This is a genomic window from Polaromonas sp. P1_E11 (assembly GCF_056405995.1).
This window is the reverse complement of sequence record NZ_JBFUBA010000001.1, coordinates 1,197,210-1,217,371: the sequence shown is the minus strand read 5'-3', so window position 1 is coordinate 1,217,371 and position 20,162 is coordinate 1,197,210. Positions and strand designations below refer to the sequence as shown.

Annotated in this window: 17 protein-coding genes and 1 tRNA gene; 12 read left to right on the top strand and 6 right to left on the bottom strand. The window is 61.5% G+C overall.

The window, feature by feature from the left end:
• The first annotated feature begins 28 nt into the window (after nt 1–28).
• From AC1D11_RS05950 to AC1D11_RS05930, 5 genes are all read left to right on the top strand, one after another.
• Nucleotides 29–415, top strand: coding sequence for a hypothetical protein (locus AC1D11_RS05950; RefSeq protein ID WP_477648452.1), 387 nt, complete (start codon nt 29–31; stop codon nt 413–415).
• 76 nt (nt 416–491) lie between these two features.
• Nucleotides 492–1,397 (top strand): formate dehydrogenase accessory sulfurtransferase FdhD, encoded by a 906-nt coding sequence (locus AC1D11_RS05945; RefSeq protein ID WP_477648451.1) that lies wholly within the window; start codon nt 492–494, stop codon nt 1,395–1,397.
• A 209-nt stretch (nt 1,398–1,606) separates the two neighbouring features.
• Complete coding sequence (locus tag AC1D11_RS05940; protein ID WP_477650959.1) at nt 1,607–2,992, top strand: C13 family peptidase; 1,386 nt, start codon at nt 1,607–1,609, stop codon at nt 2,990–2,992.
• A gap of 69 nt (nt 2,993–3,061) precedes the next feature.
• The gene (locus AC1D11_RS05935; RefSeq protein WP_477648449.1) at nt 3,062–5,623 is read left to right on the top strand and encodes an ABC transporter permease; all 2,562 of its coding nucleotides are present in this window, start codon (nt 3,062–3,064) and stop codon (nt 5,621–5,623) included.
• Nucleotides 5,624–6,323: 700 nt separating this feature from the next.
• Entirely contained in the window at nt 6,324–6,755 is a 432-nt protein-coding gene (locus tag AC1D11_RS05930; RefSeq protein ID WP_477648448.1) for a group II truncated hemoglobin, read from the top strand.
• 99 nt (nt 6,756–6,854) lie between these two features.
• Here the strand turns inward: AC1D11_RS05930 and AC1D11_RS05925 are convergent, their stop codons facing one another.
• The gene (locus AC1D11_RS05925) at nt 6,855–7,193 is read right to left on the bottom strand and encodes a hypothetical protein (protein ID WP_477648447.1); all 339 of its coding nucleotides are present in this window, start codon (nt 7,191–7,193) and stop codon (nt 6,855–6,857) included.
• Between the two features lie 344 nt (nt 7,194–7,537).
• On the opposite strand from AC1D11_RS05925, the gene AC1D11_RS05920 reads away from it, so the two are divergent.
• Complete coding sequence (locus AC1D11_RS05920; protein WP_477648446.1) at nt 7,538–8,632, top strand: patatin-like phospholipase family protein; 1,095 nt, start codon at nt 7,538–7,540, stop codon at nt 8,630–8,632.
• Nucleotides 8,633–9,091: 459 nt separating this feature from the next.
• Here the strand turns inward: AC1D11_RS05920 and AC1D11_RS05915 are convergent, their stop codons facing one another.
• Complete coding sequence (locus AC1D11_RS05915) at nt 9,092–9,748, bottom strand: Smr/MutS family protein (RefSeq protein WP_477648445.1); 657 nt, start codon at nt 9,746–9,748, stop codon at nt 9,092–9,094.
• A 178-nt stretch (nt 9,749–9,926) separates the two neighbouring features.
• Between AC1D11_RS05915 and AC1D11_RS05910 the strand changes: the two genes are divergently transcribed.
• A complete protein-coding gene (locus tag AC1D11_RS05910; protein ID WP_477650958.1) occupies nt 9,927–13,481 on the top strand; it encodes a tetratricopeptide repeat protein in 3,555 nt (1,184 codons plus the stop codon).
• 15 nt (nt 13,482–13,496) lie between these two features.
• Here AC1D11_RS05910 and radC read toward each other — a convergent pair whose 3' ends face one another.
• Nucleotides 13,497–14,171 (bottom strand): RadC family protein, encoded by a 675-nt coding sequence (gene radC, locus AC1D11_RS05905; RefSeq protein WP_431095299.1) that lies wholly within the window; start codon nt 14,169–14,171, stop codon nt 13,497–13,499.
• A gap of 154 nt (nt 14,172–14,325) precedes the next feature.
• On the opposite strand from radC, the gene AC1D11_RS05900 reads away from it, so the two are divergent.
• The 5 genes from AC1D11_RS05900 (at nt 14,326) to AC1D11_RS05880 (ending at nt 18,378) form a co-directional block, all read left to right on the top strand.
• On the top strand, nt 14,326–14,814 hold the full coding sequence (locus AC1D11_RS05900; protein WP_477650138.1) for an FKBP-type peptidyl-prolyl cis-trans isomerase: 489 nt from the start codon (nt 14,326–14,328) through the stop codon (nt 14,812–14,814).
• Nucleotides 14,811–15,809 (top strand): 4-hydroxy-3-methylbut-2-enyl diphosphate reductase, encoded by a 999-nt coding sequence (ispH, locus tag AC1D11_RS05895; protein WP_477650139.1) that lies wholly within the window; start codon nt 14,811–14,813, stop codon nt 15,807–15,809. The genes AC1D11_RS05900 and ispH overlap by 4 nt, the downstream gene beginning before the upstream one ends.
• 13 nt (nt 15,810–15,822) lie before the next feature.
• Nucleotides 15,823–16,764 (top strand): threonine/serine dehydratase, encoded by a 942-nt coding sequence (locus AC1D11_RS05890; protein WP_477650140.1) that lies wholly within the window; start codon nt 15,823–15,825, stop codon nt 16,762–16,764.
• 47 nt (nt 16,765–16,811) lie between these two features.
• Nucleotides 16,812–18,155: a serine--tRNA ligase gene (gene serS, locus AC1D11_RS05885; protein ID WP_477650141.1), complete on the top strand. Its 1,344-nt coding sequence runs from the start codon at nt 16,812–16,814 to the stop codon at nt 18,153–18,155.
• Nucleotides 18,156–18,290: 135 nt separating this feature from the next.
• A tRNA-Ser gene (locus AC1D11_RS05880) sits at nt 18,291–18,378 on the top strand.
• A 199-nt stretch (nt 18,379–18,577) separates the two neighbouring features.
• Here the strand turns inward: AC1D11_RS05880 and AC1D11_RS05875 are convergent.
• The 3 genes from AC1D11_RS05875 to AC1D11_RS05865 form a co-directional block, all read right to left on the bottom strand.
• Complete coding sequence (locus AC1D11_RS05875; protein ID WP_477650957.1) at nt 18,578–18,859, bottom strand: hypothetical protein; 282 nt, start codon at nt 18,857–18,859, stop codon at nt 18,578–18,580.
• Between the two features lie 63 nt (nt 18,860–18,922).
• Complete coding sequence (locus tag AC1D11_RS05870) at nt 18,923–19,117, bottom strand: DUF3606 domain-containing protein (RefSeq protein WP_477648064.1); 195 nt, start codon at nt 19,115–19,117, stop codon at nt 18,923–18,925.
• 399 nt (nt 19,118–19,516) lie between these two features.
• Nucleotides 19,517–20,152, bottom strand: a complete 636-nt coding sequence (locus AC1D11_RS05865; protein WP_477650956.1) for a hypothetical protein — start codon at nt 20,150–20,152, stop codon at nt 19,517–19,519.
• Nucleotides 20,153–20,162: the final 10 nt, after the last annotated feature.

The window sequence follows — 20,162 nt, the reverse complement described above, 5'->3', positions numbered from 1 at the left end:
GCCCCGAAGAGTTGTAGTGAGGAATCCCATGAAAAAAATCCTGATCATGAGCTTGCTGGCCGCCGCGTCGGCCGCGTCGCTGGCCAAGCTGCCCGCCCTGAGCGACGAAGCCAAGGCCAAGGCCGCAGAAGCCGCCGCCAAGACCGCATGGACGGGCAAGCTCGAGGCCTACCAGCTGTGCAAGTCGCAAGACAAGGTCGCCGCCGCCTATTACAAATCGGCCAAGGCTGCCGGCAAGGAAACCAAGCCGCCGGCCGCAGCGCCTGCCTGCGCAGACCCCGGCCCCTTCGCCTATACCCCGCCTGAAGCCAAGCCGATCGAAGCCTCCGGTGCGCATTCACCCGCAGGCACGGCCACCAGCCCGCCCAGCACCAAGCAGCCCGATGCGGTTGGAAATCCTGCCAAGAAGTCCTGAACTATCCAGGGATTCATTCGCTTCCTCAAAAAGCCGACCCCGCAAGAGGCCGGCTTTTTTGTTGTAGTCTTCCTTCATGCCCGCTTCGACACCTCCTCCCTCACGCCTGCAAAGCCTGCCCCGGCTGACCAACGCCCAGGCACCATTGACCTGCGAGGTTGACGCCGTCAATGAATATGGCGAGACGCACAAAGTCGCCATCCCCGCCGAGCGCGCGCTCACCGTGTATGTCGACAAGCGCGAGCTTGTGACGCTCATGACCCTGGGCGCCCACCCCGAGCTGCTGGTGCTTGGCTACCTGCGCAACCAGCGGCTCGTCAAGGACGTGGCCGATATCGAATCCATCACCGTCGACTGGGATGTGGGCGCGGCCGCCGTCAAGACGCGCCACGGTATTGAGGACATTGAGGAAAAAACTGCCAGACGCGTGGTGACCACCGGCTGTGGCCAGGGCAGTGTGTTCGGCGGCTTGATGGACGAGGTCGATGCGATCGTGCTGCCGGCCGATGCACACATCAGCCATGGTCAGCTCTATGCCCTGGTCAACACCATACGGCTCAAGGAAACGACATACAAGTCTGCCGGTTCGGTGCATGCGTGTGCATTGTTTGCGATGACGGCCGGTGACCCCGAGATGCTGCTCTTCGTCGAAGATGTGGGCCGCCACAACGCCATAGACACCATCGCCGGCTGGATATGGATGCAGGCCAGCGCCTCGGTGAGAGAGGCAGGCAAAGTTTTTTATACGACCGGCCGCCTCACCAGCGAAATGGTCATCAAGTCCGCGCAGATGGGGGTCCCCATCGTGGTCTCGCGCAGCGGCATCACACAAATGGGGCACCAGGTCGCGCAATCCGTCGGCCTGTGTGCGATTGGCCGCGCCACCAACAAGCGCTTTGTCTGCTATGCCAACCCACAGCGGCTCAAGCTGCAGCCCGAACTGGCCGGCCCCCGCCCTCGCATGGCGGGCGCTGAGCCCTGAATCTGCCGTGGCATGATGCCGCCATGCACGACGCCCGCGTTCAACACACCTCGCCTGGCATCCCGGAACCCTTGCTGAGCCCGGTGGACCGCGGTCGTCCTGATACCTCTGGGAGGCTGAGCACATCACGCTGGATAAAGGAGGGGGTCCGTGCTGCGTTTTTCCTGCCTGTCCGCGTGGCGGGGAAAACACCGACGCCATTGCAGGTGATGGGTATTGTGATTCTGGCCGCAACCATGGAAGTTGCATTGATGCGGCTGGAAATTGCAGGTCCCGCGGTGTTTAACCTGCAGGCCTGGTTGTCGACATGGTGGACGATCGGGTTGGGCGTTGGCCTGGCGTGGTGGGCTTTTCCTGCTTCGGCAGTTGTGCCTGCCCCTGAAGCGGACGAGCCGTTTCCCGGTGACCAGCCGCCTCGCGGTGTGGCGGCCTTTTTCGCGCTGTGGCTGGCAGCGGGGCTGCCCAATGTGTTGCTCGCCCAGGGCGTGGTTGCTGCGATTGCGCACGGCTGGATCAAGGCGGCGGTGTTTTCGGCTCCCTGGTTTTACTGGGCGTTCTATTCGGCGGTGACGGTCTGGGCGCTTGGCGTGAGCCTTTTCCTCTTCGTGCGTTTCGCCGGATGGACCTGGCGGACTGTCGTATTTGCGCTGGTCCTGCTGGCAACCACAGGCCTTTCCGCCTGGCAATTCGAGGCGCGTACCTGGGGGGTGGACTACGCGAGCCAGGCCACCGAAGACGGCCGGCCCCGCCTGCAGCTGAGCCAGCAGGTTTTTGAAGAGCAGCAGGCGCTGATGGAAAAGACCATGGCCGCCATCGAGCCGCAGCGTCGCGGTATCACCGACGTCTACGGCCTGGTGTTTGCTCCTTATGCCGCGGAAGATGTATTCCTGCGGGAAAGCAGCATGGTCAGCCGTGTGCTTGTCGAGCGCTTCGATGCCGAAGGCCGCGTGATGCACTTGGTCAACCATGTCAGCACCGTGCAAACCCATCCCTGGGCCACCACGCTGAATTTGCAGCGCGCCATCGACGCGCTGGCCCAGCGCATGGATCGCGACAACGACGTGTTGGTGGTCTACATGACTTCGCACGGTGCCAGCGACTTCAAGCTGGCCGCTTCCCACTGGCCGCTCGAAGTGGCGCCCTTGACCCCCGGCGAGCTGCGTGAAGCGCTCGACAACGCCGGTATCCGCCACCGCGTCATCGCGATATCGGCCTGCTATTCAGGCGGCTGGATCGAGGCGCTCGCTGGCGACACCACCCTGGTCATGACGGCGGCCGACGCCACCCATACCTCTTACGGTTGTGGACGCCTGTCCGAACTGACCTTCTTCGGCCGCGCCATGTTTGACGAGCAGTTGCGCAAGACACATTCTTTTGAGCAGGCTTTTTCCCGTGCCGTTCCGGTGATCAAGCTGCGCGAAATCGACGCCGGCAAGGATGACGGCTTTTCCAACCCGCAGATCAGGGCGGGAACCGGCATCGGGCCGGTGCTGCGCGCGCTGGAGCAGCGGCTGGATGCCTTGCCGGGTGCTCCGGTTTCGGCCCCAGCTCCAGCCCCGGTGGTGGCGGGACCCGGCTTCAAAACGTCTCCGTAACCCTGCGCTAAATCCCTCGCAAAACCCGGCCATGATGCCGGGATGCGGACTTTGCGTTATGGTCGCTTCATGAACACCCTTTTCCTCAAGCTCGGCTGGAAAACCCTGTTGCGTGACCTGCGCGCCGGCGAGCTGCGCCTCCTGATCGTCGCGGTGACCCTGGCGGTTGCTGCGCTCACCGCGGTCGGTTTTTTTGCCGATCGCCTCAAGGGTGGCCTGCAACGCGATGCCCGCCAGCTGCTGGGCGGCGACGCCGTGATCCGCAGCGACGGCATCACGCCGGAAGCCTTCATTGCCAAGGCTCAGGCGCTGGGCCTGAAGGCGATTTCCACCGTTACCTTTCCCACCATGGGCCGCGCAACCGACGCTGACGGCGGCGCCAGCAAGCTGGTGGCTTTCAAGGGGGTGCCGGAGGGCTACCCATTGCGCGGCAGCATGAAAATCGCCGACAGCCTGGACGGCCCCGGCGAGGACACGCGAGAGGTGCCGGCTCCTGGCACGGCCTGGGCCGACGCCTCGTTGATCGATGCGCTGGGCCTCAAGCTCGGCCAGACGCTGTTGATGGGCGACGCCAGCTTCAAGCTCACCCGCGTCATCGTGCAGGAGCCCGACCGCGGGGCCGGTTTCATCAGTTTTTCTCCACGCGTGATGATCAACCAGGCCGACGTGGCCGCCACCAACCTGATCCAGCCCGCCAGCCGCACCAACTACCGCTTTGCCGTGGCCGGCGACGACAAAGCCGTCAAGGCCTATGTGAAGTGGGCCGCCGACGAGATCAAGAAACCCGGTGCGGAGTCGGGCATTCGCGGCGTGCGCCTGGAGTCGCTCGAGTCGGGCAGCCCCGAGATGCGGCAGACGCTGGACCGCGCGGAAAAATTCCTCAACCTGGTGGCCTTGCTGGCGGCCCTGTTGAGCGCGGTGGCCGTGGCCATCGTCGCGCGCGGTTTCGCCACCAAGCACCTGGACGACTGCGCGATGCTGCGCGTGCTGGGCCAGCCCCAGCGCACCATTGCGCTGGCCTACACCTTTGAGTTTGTCGTCGCCGGCATGCTGGCCAGCGCCCTTGGCGTGGCGGTGGGTTTCGCCGTGCATTACGCCTTTGTGCTGCTGCTGGCCGGGCTGGTTGAAACCGCGTTGCCGGCGGCCACCTGGTGGCCCGTCGTTTTTGGCATGGGCATGGGCTTGACGTTGCTGCTGGCCTTTGGCCTGCCGCCCGTGCTGCAGCTGGCGCAGGTGCCGCCATTGCGCGTCATCCGCCGCGACGTCGGCAACCTCAAGCCCGCGTCAATGGCAGTGCTGGGCGTGGGTGTGGCCGGCTTTGCGGCCCTGCTGGTTGCTGCCAGCAGCGACCTTAAGCTGGGCCTGATTGCCGTCGGCGGTTTTGCCGGCGCGGTGCTGGTGTTTGCCGCGGCCAGTTTTGCCGCCGTCAAGCTGCTGCGCGCCAGCGTCAACGAAGTCACCGCCCCGCGCTGGCTGGTGCTGGCCACACGGCAGCTGTCTGCCCGGCCCATGTATGCCGTGGTGCAGACCAGCGCCCTTGCGGTCGGCTTGCTGGCCCTGATGCTGCTCGTGCTGCTGCGCACCGACCTCATCAGCAGCTGGCGCAAGGCGACGCCGCCCGATGCACCCAACCGTTTTGTCATCAACGTGCAGCCTGAGCAGGGCGAGGCTTTCCAGAAAGCACTGCGCGACGGCGGCGTGAAAAAATTCGACTGGTACCCCATGATCCGCGGCCGCCTGGTGGCGGTCAACGGCAAGGCTGTCACGCCCGACGACTTTGAAGACGACCGCGCCAAACGCCTGGTGGACCGCGAGTTCAATCTTTCCAACAGTGCCGACATGCCAGGTCACAACCAGGTCACTGGCGGGCGCTGGACCGGCGGCGAAAAAGACGCCGTGAGCGTGGAAGAAGGCCTGGCCAAAACATTGGGCCTCAAGCTCGGTGATTCCTTGCGCTTTGACATCGGCGGCCAGATCAGTGAAGCGAAGATCACCAGCCTGCGCAAGGTCGACTGGGGTTCCATGCGCGTCAACTTTTTTGTGATGTATCCGGTGGCGCAGCTCCCAGCCGATGTGCCCGTGTCTTTTATTAGCGCTTTTCGCGCACCCGAGGCCCCCGCTGTGGCGCCCGGCCAGCCGCAGCCCCAGAGTTTTGACAACACACTGGTCAGGGCGTTTCCCAACATCACCAATGTCGACATGAGCAGCACGCTGGCGCAGGTGCAGCGCGTGCTTGACCAGGTGATACGCGCGGTGGAATTTTTGTTCGGCTTCACGCTGGCCGCGGGCCTGGTCGTGCTGTTTGCCGCCATCACCGCCACGCGCGAAGAGCGCGCCAAGGAATTCGCCATCATGCGGGCGGTCGGCGCGCGTGCGTCCTTGCTGCGGCAGGTGCAGCGGGCTGAGTTGGCCGGAGTTGGTTTGTTGGCTGGCTTTCTGGCATCCATCGTTGCGCTAGCGGTGGGCTGGGGTTTGGCTCGCTTTGTGTTTGACTTCAGCTGGACTGGTTCGTGGACGGTACCTTTGGTGGGCAGCCTGGCGGGGGCTTTGCTGGCGCTGGCGGCGGGGTGGTGGGGGTTGAGGTCGGTTTTGAATACGCCGGTGGTGGAGACTTTGCGGAAGGCTCAGTAGCCGAGCCGGTTTTTGCTCCGGCGTAGCGCTCTCATCAAAGGATAGCTGGCCGGGGGTTGCCCGGCATGCAACTCACTTTCTTTTGCTTCGCCAAAAGAAAGTAAGCAAAGAAAAGGCGACCCTGGTTCCTGCGTCCCTGCGCTTCGCTGCGGGCAACCTGCGGTGCTCGGTCCAGCCGGGGTCAAAAACAACTCGCCTTCGGCTCAAACAAGTTTTTGCCCTGATCCGTCTGGCCCTGCGCTCCTCGGCGCATACACAAGGGCCAATCGGGAGCGGGGACAGAAATACAAAACCAACACAAATACCAACAAGGACTCGCCACGGCGAGTCCTTGTTTCTTCTGGTATTTCGGGTTTTGTTTTCGGTTGTTTGGTATTCCTGCCTCCACCCCCTTCTGTCTGCGCCGAGGAGCGCAGGTTCAGGCGGATCAGGGATCGCGATTGTCTGAGCCGAAGGCGAGTTCGAGCGAGACCCCGCCTGAACCGAGCACCGCAGGTTGCCCGTAGCGAAGCGAAGGGACGCAGACAGCAGGGTCGCCTTTTCTTTTGCTTACTTTTCTTTTGGCGAAGCAAAAGAAAAGTGAGTAGCCGCCGGGCTACCCCCGGCCAGCAGCTCTCAGAAGAAGACGCATAGCCGGAACGAGAACCGGCCAATGACCCCTCTCAACCAACCCCAAACCCCAACATTCGATAATCCAAAGATGCAGATAGAAGAAAAGCCCCCAGGAAACCCTCCCTTCGAAACTCCCTATGCCTGGATAGGCGGCGAAGAGCGGGTCAAGGCATTGGTCGAGCGCTTCTACGACCTGATGGACCTGGAGCCCCGCTACACAGCCCTGCGCGCCGCGCACGGCAGCACCCTGGACAACGCCCGCCAGCGTCTCTTCTGGTTTTTATGCGGCTGGCTGGGCGGGCCGCAGTACTACACCGACCGCTTCGGCCATCCGCGCCTGCGCATGCGCCACATGCCCCAGCAAACCGGTGGCGGCTCGATCGGCATTGCAGAGCGTGACCAGTGGCTGGCGTGCATGGACCAGGCCATGCGTGAAACCGGTGTCGATGAAGCGCTGCGTACGCGGCTGAATGCGTCGTTTTTCCAGACGGCCGACTGGATGCGCAACAGGGGCGAGTGATGATGCCGCGCCCCGGTGCAATGCCGGTTCACCGAATGCTATGAAAAATATAGCTGCCTGCGCCCGGCTGCAAAGGGCTGCAGCCGGTATTGATCCCCGCTAGAGGGCGTACCGGCGCCGGCCGTGAGGCAGCACGTTGTGAAGCCACATGCGCTCACGAATGTGCGCCCGTAGCGAATTGGCCGACAAATCATCCGGATGATCCTCACCGCGATTGCGCGGGGCTTCTGCTGCCTTGGCGGGTTCGGGTTGCCTGTCTTTCTGGATGAAGTTGGTTTCCCTGAGCACATGGCCGCGCACAAAATCTCCCTGTCCGTCAATTTCGTCATACCAGTACACCGACGTCACGTGGGTTTCACTGGCTTCCACCTTGATGTCCCTCTGGACGATCCGATTGCCATCTTCAATGCCAAGTTTTTTCCTGTGCAGCGCGTTCATCCAGACAACTCCTCTTTGTTTTTAGTAGGGCGACTCTAACGGCATGTGACGCATTGCGCGGATGGCCCTGGCAACTAAAGGAGGGGGCGGCGCCATATTCCACGCGCCAGTGGCCTGAGGCCAACGGAAATGAGCATTCGTTCACATGCGTGGCAGATTTCCGGCCGGTCGTTGCTGCAGGCCGGGCACGCTGCGGACAGATAAAGCAAGCCGGCATGGAGGCGGCAGCCGTAGGAGAATCGGGGGCTGCTACCACCCCCACAAAAAAACATGCAACACGGCTACCCCACAGTGATCACTGCGCATTGCCCGCTTTCTCTCCACGTGCGCTGCAAGGCCGCGGCATGAGGCCCGTGTACCTGGCGCTGTCGGGCGGGGGCACACGCGCCATGGTGTTTCACTGCGGCGTGCTGAGCTTCCTGGCGGAACACCAGGCACTGGAGCGGGTCAGCAAGGTGTCTACTGTTTCGGGCGGCAGCCTGCTGGTGGGCCTGTTGCTGCAGCTCAACGGGATGCGCTGGCCCGGCAGCAATGAATGCCTGGAGGTGCTGCTGCCGCGCGTGAAAACGCTGCTGACCACCACAGACCTGCAGAACGCCGCCATGCGCGCCATGCTGCACCCGCGCAACTGGCGCTTTGCGCTGTCCCGCGCCAACGTGCTGGCATCAGCCATCGGCAGCGCCTGGGGTGTCAACGCGCTCATGGAGGACGTTCCCGCTTCGCCGGCCTGGGTGGTCAATGCCACCACGGCCGAAACCGGCAAGCGCGCCAGCCTCGAAGGCGACGCGCTGCGCGACTGGATGCTGGGCTCCACACGCCTGAAGCAACTGCCGCTGCGTGACGCAATGGCCGTGTCGGCGGCGTTTCCGGGCCTGATCGGCCCTTATGTCCTGCCGACCGACAGCTTTGACTGGAACCTGCCGATGTTTGCCTCCGGCGAAGACGCCCGGCCGGCCGAAGACCGCTTTGCCCGCATCCACCTCTACGATGGCGGTGTGTACGACAACCTCGGGCTGGAGCCGTTCTTTGACGCCGGCTTTGGCCCCAAGCCGAAAATCGACGGCGTGATCATCGCGTCCGATGCCGGCGCGCCCTTGCCGGTGGGCTTTGCGATGGGCCCCCTCAGCATCTTTCGGCTCAAGCATGTGGCCGACATCATGTCCGACCAGGTCCGCGCGCTGCGCGCCAGGGGGCTGATGGCCTACGCCGCGCGCCAGCCCGGCCGCGCGGCCTACCTGCGCATAGGCGCCACCGCCCACGAGGTCGCCGAACGCGCAGGCGCCGACTGCCCGGCCGGCGAATGGCTGGACGCGGAGAGCGTGATGGCGGCCGCTGCCTATCCGACCTCATTGAAGAAGGTGCCGCTGCCCACGTATGAGCTTGTGTTCAGGCATGGCTATGAATGTGCCGCTGCCGGGCGGGCGGGGTTCGGGCTTTAAACGGCTGGCGGCTGAAACGGGACTGGGTATCTGGCTTGCTATCAAAAATATAGCTGCTCGCGCAGATTCTGATTGGGCTGCAGGCATTTTCTGTTCGTGAAAAGTGCCTTTTCGCGGCGTCGAACCGGGTTATTGGTGCCCGTCGGGCAAAAAAACAGCCGCCCGGGGCCTTTTTCGGTGAATTTCAGGCATCAAATCCGCCTTCCACCCAATCACATAAAGCGCGAGCAGCTATTGAATTGATAGCAATGTGTGGAGTCAGCCAATCTTGCCCAAGTTCCAGCAGGCGCCGCGGGACCGGCTTTGCCGGACCGCAGGGTGCCGTCCCCTGCAAGGGGAAAAGACACTACACGTAGTGAGTGTCGATAGGGGTGTACTGACTCTTTCAAGGGGAAAAGACACTACACGAAGTGAGTGTCGATAGGGGTGTGCCTATCCTCGTCGATAGGGGTGTACTTATTATCCAGCCTCCAGCAACACCACCAGCGCCCCGGCGCCGCCTTCCGCCGGCCGCGCCTGCACAAAGGCCAGCACCTCCTGCTTCTGGATCAACCAGCTTTGCACCTTGCCCTTGAGCACCGGCGTCTTGCCGGGAGACCCCAGGCCTTTGCCATGCACCACGCGCACGCAGCGCCAGCCCACCTTGTGCGCATCCTTGATGAAGTGAGCCAATGCTTCGCGCGCGTCCTCGCGGCGCAGTCCATGCAGGTCCAGCTGGCCCTGGATGCTCCAGCCGCCGCGGCGGAGTTTGCGCACCACGTCAGGCCCCATGCCGGGCCGCCTGAAGCTCAGCGCTTCATCGGTGTCCAGCAGCGTTTCCACGTCGAACTCGTCCGAGATGGCTTCACGCATCACCGCGAGTTCATCGCGCTGCTGCTGCACCGGGATGGGCGCTGCCTGCGCCACCGGCAACGCCGCCTTGTGGCCCGGCAGGTGTTTGGCCGGCAGGGCCTTGACGGGGCCGACCGCGCGCGAGAAGAGTTCTTTCTCGGCTTTGGCCTTGGCGGCTGCTGCCACGCGCGCGGCTTCCTGTTCTTTTTCAAACTTCGCGCGGGCTTCAATGTCCCGCTTGACGGCCTTGAGGTCCTGCAGGCTTTTGAGTGCGGGCGCTTTCATGATGCTTACTTTATCGTAGTGCTTCAGTACTCACCGATGTAGATAAACCACGCGTCGGGTCATTCAGCGGCGGATCTGGCGATGGCTACGCTACGATGTTCCGCTAACTTGCTGAGCGATATCAGGTCATCGACGCGCGTTCTGCCAGATCCGGATTTTGAATTGAGGGAGAGAAAAAATGAAACGGTCCACCGCCGTGCTTTGCGGAGTCCTGTTGCTCTGCATGGGTGTATTGGCTGTCAACAAGATCCAGGAATTTCGCATCGCGGTCGCCGAGAAAGAGGCGAGGGCGAAATGGGAAGCCTCTCCGGAAAAGGCTCGATGGGAAGCCTCTCCGGAAAAGGCTCGAGTGGACATGTTCAACAGGATCGAGATGAATCCGTGGTCTGCGGATATTGCAATGGCCCGGTTCCTGCCGCAGCGCTATTCACCGCAGGCTTCCGATTGGCAGGGCAAGGAAAAGCTCTTCTACAGCCAGCTGCTGTCGGGCGGAAAGTTTGATGTGCTCGTTGTGCCGTTCCAGGTTGGGGGCTGGGCTGTCGACAGGGCAAGCCGGTCCATCATGACAGCGGAGCTCGCCGCAGGCGTCGCCAAATCACAGAAAGTGAAAATTCCTGACCCTTACCTGGTGGCAAAAGCGCTTGGTGAGGGACAGCGCCAGCTCAAGCAGGAAGAAATCTACAAACTTGCCGACGCCATTGGTGCAAAACGCATTGTCCGGGGCTACGCGGGGCATGACCGGAAAGGAAAAATGGCGATCGCCATCCTGACCCAGGACCACGCAGGCGCCACGCGCAATGGCGCTGCCTGGACCGGCCCTGTTCAGACGAAGAAATTTGAGAATATTCCATTTGGCGATGAAGTCCCGGCCATCGAGGCCTATGAGTCCGTGTTGCCGGAAATCCTCAAGTCCGTAGGCGCCTATCCCCCGTCGCCGCTTGACGAAAAGACAGCCAGCCGGCTGGAGCTGGAAGCGCTGCCGTCATCTCCGCTCGGCTTGGTGGCACCGGCCGGCAACCCGGCGCAGGATGCATATGCTTTTCTGCTGTACAGCGCACTGGCGCCCACAACCGTCGAAAGAACGAAAGAGATATTTGCCGAAAAGGCGTATCTGGCGCTTTTGGACTTGTCACCGCAGTCGCCAGACTACCGGGCGCTTCGGGCGCGGACCTACATGGCATTGGGTTTGCGTATGGCTGCCATCAAGGCACTGGGCGACGCGCAAACTGTCGAGGAAAAAGAACTGCTTGGCGCGCTGAACGGAAATATCCTGGAAGTGCGTGCAATGGCGGCGCTTGAAAAGAATCCCTTAAAACGCTTGTTGCAAAAGATCGATGAGAACAGGATTGCTACAGCCTACGGCACGATGACAACCAAAAAGGCAGTCGCCGAAGTGGCGGCGTTGAAGCTGCCCGGAACCATATGGCCGTTCATCGTGACGCGGGTTTTTGTAGAAACAGACCCGTGGGTTCAGAACGATAATGCTTCCCTGAAAATGCTTCTTGACTATGAACTGCCGGTCAAAGGTTACGCGATGGTGGACATGGCACGCGCGGCATTGCCCCTTGCCGACCCCGACAAGGTTCAGGCCATGGTGAATCTGTCGGTGTTTCATCACGGCCGCAAGTTCATCGAGGCCAACACGGCCATTTTGTGCTGTGGGCTCACACCTGGCAAGCCGGGCCCGTTTGACTATCTGGACTTGCTCCAGGCTATTGGCCATGACAACCTGATGAGCCGCATCAATTTCCTGTCCGACGTCCAGGGCATTCCGAATCAGGCCTTGGTTTTTGCGAACACTATTGACGCAACCTACAAGGGTTACCCGTACTACGCGTATGAGCGCTCAAGAGTGGAGGCAAGGCTCGCTGCAAAGTCCGCCGGAGCCGAAAAAGAGCAATTGCTCAAGGCCGCGCACCAAAACGCGTTCGACGCAGCCTACTGGGAGCAAGGCCAGTCGCTCGTCGCAGTAAGGGCCCTGAATCATTTCAATGCTGACGGCGGTCAGTACTATGGACACTACGACAATCTTTACTATGCCGATGTTCCGTTCCGTCCTTATTACTGGACCTGGGCAGACGGCGGCAACTTGCAGACGCATGTTGAAAACGAAATTGCCGCTTTGAAGAATGCCACTTCGGAAATCGGAACCTTCTCGCAGCTGCACGGGCTATACCGTCAGTTTTTCCCCGACCAGGGGCGGGACACCGATCTTTTGGCGTCAATCGCCGGGCGTTTCGTGGGCTCCCCGGAACTCAATAGCATCCTCGGCGCCGAGGCTACGAGGCAGGGAGACACCGGGAAAGCGCAGGCTTACTATCGGGACAACCTCAAGCTGGCACCCACGCGGTGGACTTCCTATAGCGATGTGGCATGGATGCTGTTCGCGGCGGGTGACGTCAAGGCCGCCGCCAAGATGTTCCATTCTTACGAGGGCTTCAAGAAAGGGTCCGAAGACGGCCGGGTTGCCACCGCGAACCTTGCTTATGAGGCCGGGTCGTATTTTTACTGGGCGGGTTATTTCGACCTTGCCAGGCCGTTTTATCAAATCGCCGTGTCTCAGAGGTCGGGGTCTTCCGGTGAAATCACGAGCGATACGCGTCTGAAGCTTCTTGCCGGCGATATTCAGGGCGCGATGGCCGGCACCTTGCGGCGTGCGCAACGTTACCAGGAGTCGTATGCTTACCGGGACTATCTGGGGCTTCTTCACGCAAGCGGCCATTCCAAAGAGGCCTGGGCCGGCTTTGAAATGCTGGCGAAACAAAGCCGCGCTCCTCACATTTGGGAGTCTGCGCTGGTAGGGCATCACATTTCCGGTCAGCCTGAAGCGGAGGTCGTGAGCTGGGCGCAACAGGGGAAATTCCGGGGCACAACGGAGGACAAGATCGCCGCAACCGTTTACCTTGTGCGTTTTGCAACCACGGACCGCACGCCTTCCAGCAGCTTGTCTCAGGCGGTAGACGCACTGGATTTGCCGCGATGGAAATTACCCGAATACCCCAAGCCGGTTTATGAAGGGCATTCGATCCTGCTGAAAGCGCCAGTGAAAGAGCGCGTGAAATCCATGCACGCGTATTTTGTGGAGGCTTACCGGGCCATCAAACTCAAGGACTTTGCCGGTGCGAAGGCAATTTTCTCCGAGTCTGCAAAGTTTTACGACCTGACCGATTACCAGGTCAATTCAACGTTGACCTGCTATTTGCCTTACTACGCTTATGCGGCTGTCAAGGCGGGAGACACCTCAATGATTGAGAAGATGGTAAGCGGCACCGAGGTCTCCAGACAGGACTTTGACTATCAGCTGACCATGGCGATTCTTGCCGCAGCATCCGGCAAAAACGAGGAAGCGTTGCAATTTCTTCAACGCGCGCGGCACCTGCGTCCGCACACTGAGAAAAGGGCCTTGCTGACGCAGTACACCTTTGGAGAGATCTCCGAACTGGTGGCGGAAATGACCGGCAGCAGCAAGATCAGGGCCTTGGCGCTGGAGTGGGCCCAGAAGAGTCAGAAGTTCGAACCCTGGCAATCCTGGGCTTATGCACTGGAAGCCAGGTTGACCAGGAACCCTGCCGAGCGCAGGCGGGCCTTGGCGATGCTGTTTTATCTCGACCCCAAATCGGAAGGCTTGTCTGCGTTTGGGCGACCCGAGATTGATGCCGCCGTCAAGGCATTCGGGAAGTCCAACCCCTTTCTTTCCATCAATCCGGAAGTTGTAAAAAAAGAGGCGATCTAGAAAGAGTTTCGACTTCTACAACAATCCCAATTCGGCCATCGACACGGCCTGGGAGCTTGTCACCACAAAATGGTCCAGCACACGCACGTCGACCAGCGCGAGCGCAGACTTCAGAGTTTGCGTCAGCGCCTCGTCGGCGCGTGAGGGTTTGGCGGTGCCGCTGGGGTGGTTGTGGGCCAGCACCACGCTGGCGGCGTTGAGCGCCAGCGCGCGCACCACCACCTCGCGCGGGTAGACGGATGTTTGCGTCAAGGTGCCGCGAAACAGTTCTTCCAGAACGATCAGCCGGTGCTGGCTGTCCAGGAACAGCACTGCAAAAATCTCGTGCGGCCGGCTGCCCAGCTGCAGCTGCAAATAGTCCCGTACCGCCTGCGGTGTGTCAAAGAGCGTTTTTTCACGGAGCTTTTCGGCAAGCGCCCGCCGGGCAAGCTCCAGTACCGCCACCAGTTCGGCGCGCTTGGCCGGGCCCAAGCCCTTGATGCTTTTCAGCGCTTCGGGGCCGGTGTGCAGCAGCCCGGCAACACCGCCAAAGGTATCGACCAGTTCCTGGCCCATCTGCAGCGCATTCTTGCCGGGCAGGCCGGTGCGCAGCAGCAGGGCCAGCAGCTCGGCATCGCTGAGCGCGCCGGGGCCGCGGGCCAGCAGTTTTTCGCGGGGGCGGGCGTCCTCTGGGAGGTCTTTCAGGAGCATGGATAGGCCTGTAGGGCTGAGTGGAGAGGAAAGCCGGCGCCGGTGAGGCTAAAAAACCGGATTAAGCCTGATTTGGTCCGGTCAAGCCGTACTTTCTACAATAGAGGCAGTTTACAAACACTTGCCCGGCGCCAGCCCGGCCGCAGAAAGTCTTATGTCCACCGTGGAATCCCCCGACGCTACCCTTGTCCAGCAAGGCTCGTTCCTGACCCTGCACTACCGCATGGCCGGGCCGTCCGTGAACGGTAAACCGGGCGCGGACATCATCAACACCTTTGATGGCAAGCCCGCCACCCTGAGCCTGGGCACGGGCGAGCTTTCTCCGGCCATCGAGCAGCGGCTGATCGGCCTGCCCGAAGGCACGCGCACAACCTTCGAGCTGCCCGCAGGCGTTGCCTTTGGTGACCGCAATCCGGAGCTGGTGCAGTGGGTGGCGCGCAAGCTGCTCAACGAACTGGGCGACCCGGATGAACATTACAAGGTGGGCGACGTGGTGCAGTTCCCCACGCCGGACGGCATGGGCCAGTACGCGGGTGCGGTGCAGCAGGTTAAAGAAGGCGGCGATGCCGTGCAGTTTGATTTCAACCACCCGTTGGCTGGCCAGCCGGTGGTGTTTGAAGTGCAGGTAATAGGCGTTCTATGACTGAATCCAAAGTGCTTCCCCAGGAAATCCTGCTCGCTGAGCCGCGCGGTTTTTGCGCAGGTGTGGACCGCGCCATCGAAATCGTCGAGCGTGCCCTGACGAAATTCGGCGCGCCGATTTATGTGCGCCACGAGATCGTGCACAACACCTATGTCGTCAACGACCTCAAGGAAAAAGGCGCCATCTTCATTGAAGAGCTAAGCGATGTGCCCCCGGGCGCCACGCTGGTGTTCAGCGCCCACGGCGTGAGCCAGGCCATCCAGAAAGAGGCCGAGCGCCGCGGCTTCCAGATTTTTGACGCCACCTGCCCGCTGGTGACCAAGGTGCATGTGGAAGTAGCCAAGCTGCACAAAGAGGGCTACGAATTCATCATGATCGGCCACAAGGGCCACCCGGAAGTTGAAGGCACCATGGGCCAGCTCGACAGCGGCATCCACCTGGTGGAAGACGTGGCCGACGTGTGGCGCATCAGCCCCGCCCAGACCGAGCGCCTGGCCGTAGTGACGCAAACCACGTTGAGCGTGGACGACGCGGCAGAGATCAGTGCGGCGGTAAAGGCGCGCTTTCCGCAAGTGCGCGAACCCAAACACCAGGACATTTGCTACGCCACGCAGAACCGGCAGGACGCCGTCAAGGTGTTGAGCCCGCAGGTCGACATCCTCATTGTGGTCGGCAGCCCGACCAGCTCCAACAGCAACCGCCTGCGCGAGCTGGCCGCCAAGCTGGGCACCGAGGCCTATATGGTGGACGACGCCAGCGAGCTGAAAGAGTCGTGGTTTGAGGGCAAGGGCCGGGTGGGCCTTACGGCAGGTGCGTCGGCGCCAGAGATCCTCGTCAAGCAGGTGATCGACCGCATCAAGGCGCTGGGCGCCGTGTCGGTGCGCAAGATGGAAGGCATTGAGGAAACCATCAAGTTCCCGCTGCCCAAGGGCCTGAAGCTCGATGCCCAAGGCCAGATGCTGGAAGTCAACGACAGCCAGCTGCATCAGCTCTGACCTGATTTTTTACATGACCAATCGCTATCAAATTGAGAGCTGCTTGCGCACGTTCGAAGCGGGCTACGGCCACTTTATTCATAAAACCCCGCTGTGGAAGCTGCCCGGGAAGGCGCTGGGTGTGGAATGCGCTGAGGTCTGGCTCAAGCTCGAACACCTGCAAACCGGTGGCAGCTTCAAGGCGCGCGGCATGCTCAACCGCCTGCTGTCCAACCCCATCCCCGCCAGCGGCGTGATCGTGGCTTCTGGCGGTAACGCGGGCATTGCCACAGCCGCCGCGGCCCGAGAGCTGGGCGTGCGTTGCGAAGTCTTTGTGCCTGAAGTGTCGACGCCCGCCAAACGCGCCAAGCTGGCTGCGCTGGGCGCCGAGGTGGTGGTGACGGGTGCGGCGTACGCGGATGCGCTGAAGGCCTGCCTGGCCCGTCAGCAGGAAACCGGCGCGCTGCTGACCCATGCTTATGACCAGCCCGAGGTGCTGGCCGGCGCCGGCACTATGGCGGCTGAGATTGAGCAGCAGGGCGGCCTGCCTGACTCCGTGCTCGTCAGCGTGGGCGGCGGCGGCCTGATTGGCGGTGTGGCCAGCTGGTTTGAGCAGCGCAGCCGTGTGGTGGCGCTGGAGCCTGAGCTGGCGCCCACCTTGTACAAAGCCCGCGAGGCCGGTGAGCCGATCGACGTGGCCGTTGGCGGCATCGCCGCCGACTCACTGGGCGCCAAACGCATTGGCGGCCTGGCCTGGGAGGCCACGCAGGCGCATGTGCGCGATGCGTTGCTATTGACTGACGAATCCATCCGTGTCGCCCAGTTGTGGCTGTGGAAGGAACTGAAACTGGCCGTGGAGCCCGCCGCGGCCCTGCCGCTGGCCGCACTGCAAAGCGGCCGCTACAGCCCGCGCGCCGACGAAAAGGTCTGCCTCATCATCTGCGGCGCCAACCTGGACCCGGCCAGCCTGAACTGAGCTGAACGGGCTCTGGTGATCGCAGCTGCACAAAATACAATGGCCCCATGCTAGATATCAACCTGCTTCGCAAAGACCTGCCGTCGGCTATTCGCCGGCTGGAAACCCGTAAAACCCCGCAAGCCTTCCTCAATGTGGAAGCCTTCCAGGCGCTGGAGGCCGAACGCAAGGCCCTGCAGATCCGCACCGAAGAGCTGCAGAACCAGCGCAACACGCTGTCCAAGCAGATCGGCCAGCTCAAGTCCAAGGGTGAAGACGCCAGCACCATCATGGCGCAGGTGAGCGCTTCCAAGGCCGAGCTTGAATCGTCTGCCGCCCGTCTGGACCAGATCCAGGCCGACATGCAAACCCTGCTGCTGGCTGTGCCCAACCTGCCGCATGAAAGCGTGCCGCAAGGCGCAGGCGAGGCCGGCAATGTCGAAGTACGCAAATGGGCCCCGATTGAAGGCCCGGGCGGCGAGCCTCCGGCTTTTGCTTTTGAAGTGAAAGACCATGTCGACGTGGGCCAGCCCCTGGGGCTGGACTTTGAACTCGGCACCAAGCTGACCGGTTCGCGTTTTACCGTGATGAAGGGCCCGCTCGCCCGCCTGCACCGGGCGCTTGCGCAGTTCATGCTCGACGTGCAGACGCAAGAGCACGGCTACACCGAGTGCTACACGCCCTACATCGTCAACGGTGATTCGCTGCGCGGCACCGGCCAGCTGCCCAAGTTTGAAGAAGACCTGTTTGCCGCCAAAAAAGGCGGGCAAGAGGGCGCCGCTGAAGCCGAAAGCACCGCGCTGTACCTGATCCCCACATCGGAAGTGCCGCTGACCAACTTCGTGCGCGATGAAATCGTCGCCGAAGCTGACTTGCCACTTCAGTACACCGCCCATACGCCGTGCTTCAGGTCCGAAGCCGGCAGCTACGGCCGCGACACCCGCGGCATGATCCGCCAGCACCAGTTCGACAAGGTCGAGATGGTGCAGATCACCCACCCCGACAAAAGCTACGAAGCGCTTGAGGCCATGACGGGCCACGCCGAAGCCATTTTGCAAAAGCTGGGCCTGCCGTATCGCGTCATGCTGCTGTGCACCGGCGACATGGGCTTTGGCGCCGCCAAGACCTACGATCTGGAAGTGTGGCTGCCCGCGCAAAACACTTATCGCGAAATCAGCTCGGTCTCCAACTGCGAAGCCTTCCAGGCGCGCCGCCTGCAGGCCCGCTTCAAGAACGCGCAAGGCAAGAACGAGTTTGTGCACACCCTCAACGGCTCGGGCCTGGCCGTGGGCCGCACCCTGGTCGCCGTGTTGGAGAACTACCAGCTCGCCGATGGCTCAGTCACCGTGCCGGAAGTGCTGCAACCGTACATGGGCGGCATCAAGGTGCTGGCCCCGGCGGCGGGGAAGTAAATCTTCAGCCCAGCCCGAGCCGCGGAACTGGCTTTGCCAGGCCGCAGGCGGGCGGCCCCCTCGGGGGGCAGGGAACACATGAAATGAGTGACCGTGGGGGCCATATCTGGGCTGATAGAATATCGGCTCCACACTGGAGAGGTGGCAGAGTGGCCGAATGTACCTGACTCGAAATCAGGCGTACCGCAAGGTACCGTGGGTTCGAATCCCACCCTCTCCGCCAAAATTGCATCCAGAGAAGTCTCGATTGATCTGAGAAATGCCCTGAAAGCCCCGTAAATCGGGGCTTTTTTGTTTTCATAAAGTCCAGATGGGTCTTTTGACACCCAGGCATTTTTGGGGGAATGGTGGCGGGAGTTCCCCCGTATCGTTACGCGGCCATCTTTGCAATCAATTGCAATGACTGAGCGCAGGCTGATGGGTCAGTTCCTATATCTGTCCTTACCCGTCATTACGTCGACCTGGTAGCCGCCGCGAACATGATCTTTGTACCAGGCCCAGCAGGTCCAGGCGACCGATCCAATAACCACCGAAAATGCCACGAGATAACCCCAGGCTGGGATCAATCCCGGGCACTCAACAGCGGCCGGCATCATTGAGCACTCGTCAAAATGGCTGACGGCAAAGGCCCCAGCGCCGGCAAACAATCCTGGCAACAGGGTTACAAGCGATCTGAGGTAGTTCGGTTTTCGGCGTCGTGGCATGGGGTGCTCTCTTTCGTTTCATCGTAGCGCACCCGCATTTCTGCTAAACGCCTCAGCTCGCAATCATTGCTGGCAGGTGTCTCTGCTGCGATGAAAATAGCTGCGAATCTCGTCAGGTTCGCTGCCTACCGCATAGACCGCCACACGCAATTCGTACTCTGTGCATTTCAACTCGGAGCACCACGACTCCACGACGCGCGGATCAGTCAGGCTGATGCGGTTGGTCGTGCTGTCTGCGTCAGGAAATTTTTGTGACATGACGTACCCCCTTCAAATGGGACATTTCATGGAGGCCCACTGAAGCGTAGCAGTGCGGACCTGTAGTAAGTAATTGGTGCAAAAAATCACGCCATATTGCACCGACCACGCTTTACCTGTGCACTTTCCTATATTTCGATGAATACCGCATCCTTCAATTGGAGGAGATGTCTGTTGAGGTACATGTCACGATATGTGACAAGACCGGCGCCATGAAACCATTCCATGCGCTCATGCTGCTGTGGTTTTGGGGGTTTGCTGCTGCTCACGCTGGCGGCATGAATGCGCAGTGCTGGTGACTGTCACCGCCGCTGCGCCTGGCAGGGGCGGCTGCCGCAACGGCGTCGATGGCCCCTCAGGACAGCACCCGCGAAGGACGGAAGGCCTTCCAGGCTACGGTTACGCTTTCAGGCGGTCACTGCTGTTTAACGGACTGGTCATCGCCTGCACGAATTCAACGCACATCATCCTGATGGGATGAACTTCGGCTTCGGTCACGCTGGCTTTGGCCATTGCCGCTTTCTCGATGTCTTCGTTTTCCAGTTCTACAAAGACGTTTTCACCGTCGTGGGTACGTAGATGAACGCGCAACTTGATTCCGGTGCTGGATAGCAGCATGTGATTCCTTTGTGATCGGGTTGACTGGATGTCGTGTCGGTGTGGATGAGGTGGCCGCCGTAGCACGGCGCCGGCCATCCGTCTTTCGATGAATTCATTTCTGGCTGCCTGCCAGTCAACCCATCGGCGGATGGGCCAATCGGCCCATTTCGTCACCGCCTGGGTGGCGGCTTCCTGGTCAGGCTCAAGGCCGGGCGGAGTTTGGCAATCGGGGGTGACGCTGTAGCTCAGCCGGCTGGTCTGGTGGCGGCTTTCCACAAAGCCGCCCGCTTCCAGCATGTCCATGGCTTGCTGGACATCGCTGGGTTCGTACGTGGGTTTCCAGTGAGGGTGAAGCGAGGCTAGCGTCCACCAGCCGCCGGTGGCGCGCAACAGCAACCACAGGGCACGTACATCGTGGGTGATAAGGTCGCCCATGATTGGTCGC

Coding starts and splice junctions, on each gene's coding strand:
- AC1D11_RS05950 (WP_477648452.1), top strand. CDS start 29: ATGAAAAAAATCCTGATCATGAGCTTGCTGGCCGCCGCGTCGGCCGCG.
- AC1D11_RS05945 (WP_477648451.1), top strand. CDS start 492: ATGCCCGCTTCGACACCTCCTCCCTCACGCCTGCAAAGCCTGCCCCGG.
- AC1D11_RS05940 (WP_477650959.1), top strand. CDS start 1,607: ATGGGTATTGTGATTCTGGCCGCAACCATGGAAGTTGCATTGATGCGG.
- AC1D11_RS05935 (WP_477648449.1), top strand. CDS start 3,062: ATGAACACCCTTTTCCTCAAGCTCGGCTGGAAAACCCTGTTGCGTGAC.
- AC1D11_RS05930 (WP_477648448.1), top strand. CDS start 6,324: ATGCAGATAGAAGAAAAGCCCCCAGGAAACCCTCCCTTCGAAACTCCC.
- AC1D11_RS05925 (WP_477648447.1), bottom strand. CDS start 7,193: ATGAACGCGCTGCACAGGAAAAAACTTGGCATTGAAGATGGCAATCGG.
- AC1D11_RS05920 (WP_477648446.1), top strand. CDS start 7,538: ATGAGGCCCGTGTACCTGGCGCTGTCGGGCGGGGGCACACGCGCCATG.
- AC1D11_RS05915 (WP_477648445.1), bottom strand. CDS start 9,748: ATGAAAGCGCCCGCACTCAAAAGCCTGCAGGACCTCAAGGCCGTCAAG.
- AC1D11_RS05910 (WP_477650958.1), top strand. CDS start 9,927: ATGAAACGGTCCACCGCCGTGCTTTGCGGAGTCCTGTTGCTCTGCATG.
- radC (WP_431095299.1), bottom strand. CDS start 14,171: ATGCTCCTGAAAGACCTCCCAGAGGACGCCCGCCCCCGCGAAAAACTG.
- AC1D11_RS05900 (WP_477650138.1), top strand. CDS start 14,326: ATGTCCACCGTGGAATCCCCCGACGCTACCCTTGTCCAGCAAGGCTCG.
- ispH (WP_477650139.1), top strand. CDS start 14,811: ATGACTGAATCCAAAGTGCTTCCCCAGGAAATCCTGCTCGCTGAGCCG.
- AC1D11_RS05890 (WP_477650140.1), top strand. CDS start 15,823: ATGACCAATCGCTATCAAATTGAGAGCTGCTTGCGCACGTTCGAAGCG.
- serS (WP_477650141.1), top strand. CDS start 16,812: ATGCTAGATATCAACCTGCTTCGCAAAGACCTGCCGTCGGCTATTCGC.
- AC1D11_RS05875 (WP_477650957.1), bottom strand. CDS start 18,859: ATGCCACGACGCCGAAAACCGAACTACCTCAGATCGCTTGTAACCCTG.
- AC1D11_RS05870 (WP_477648064.1), bottom strand. CDS start 19,117: ATGTCACAAAAATTTCCTGACGCAGACAGCACGACCAACCGCATCAGC.
- AC1D11_RS05865 (WP_477650956.1), bottom strand. CDS start 20,152: ATGGGCGACCTTATCACCCACGATGTACGTGCCCTGTGGTTGCTGTTG.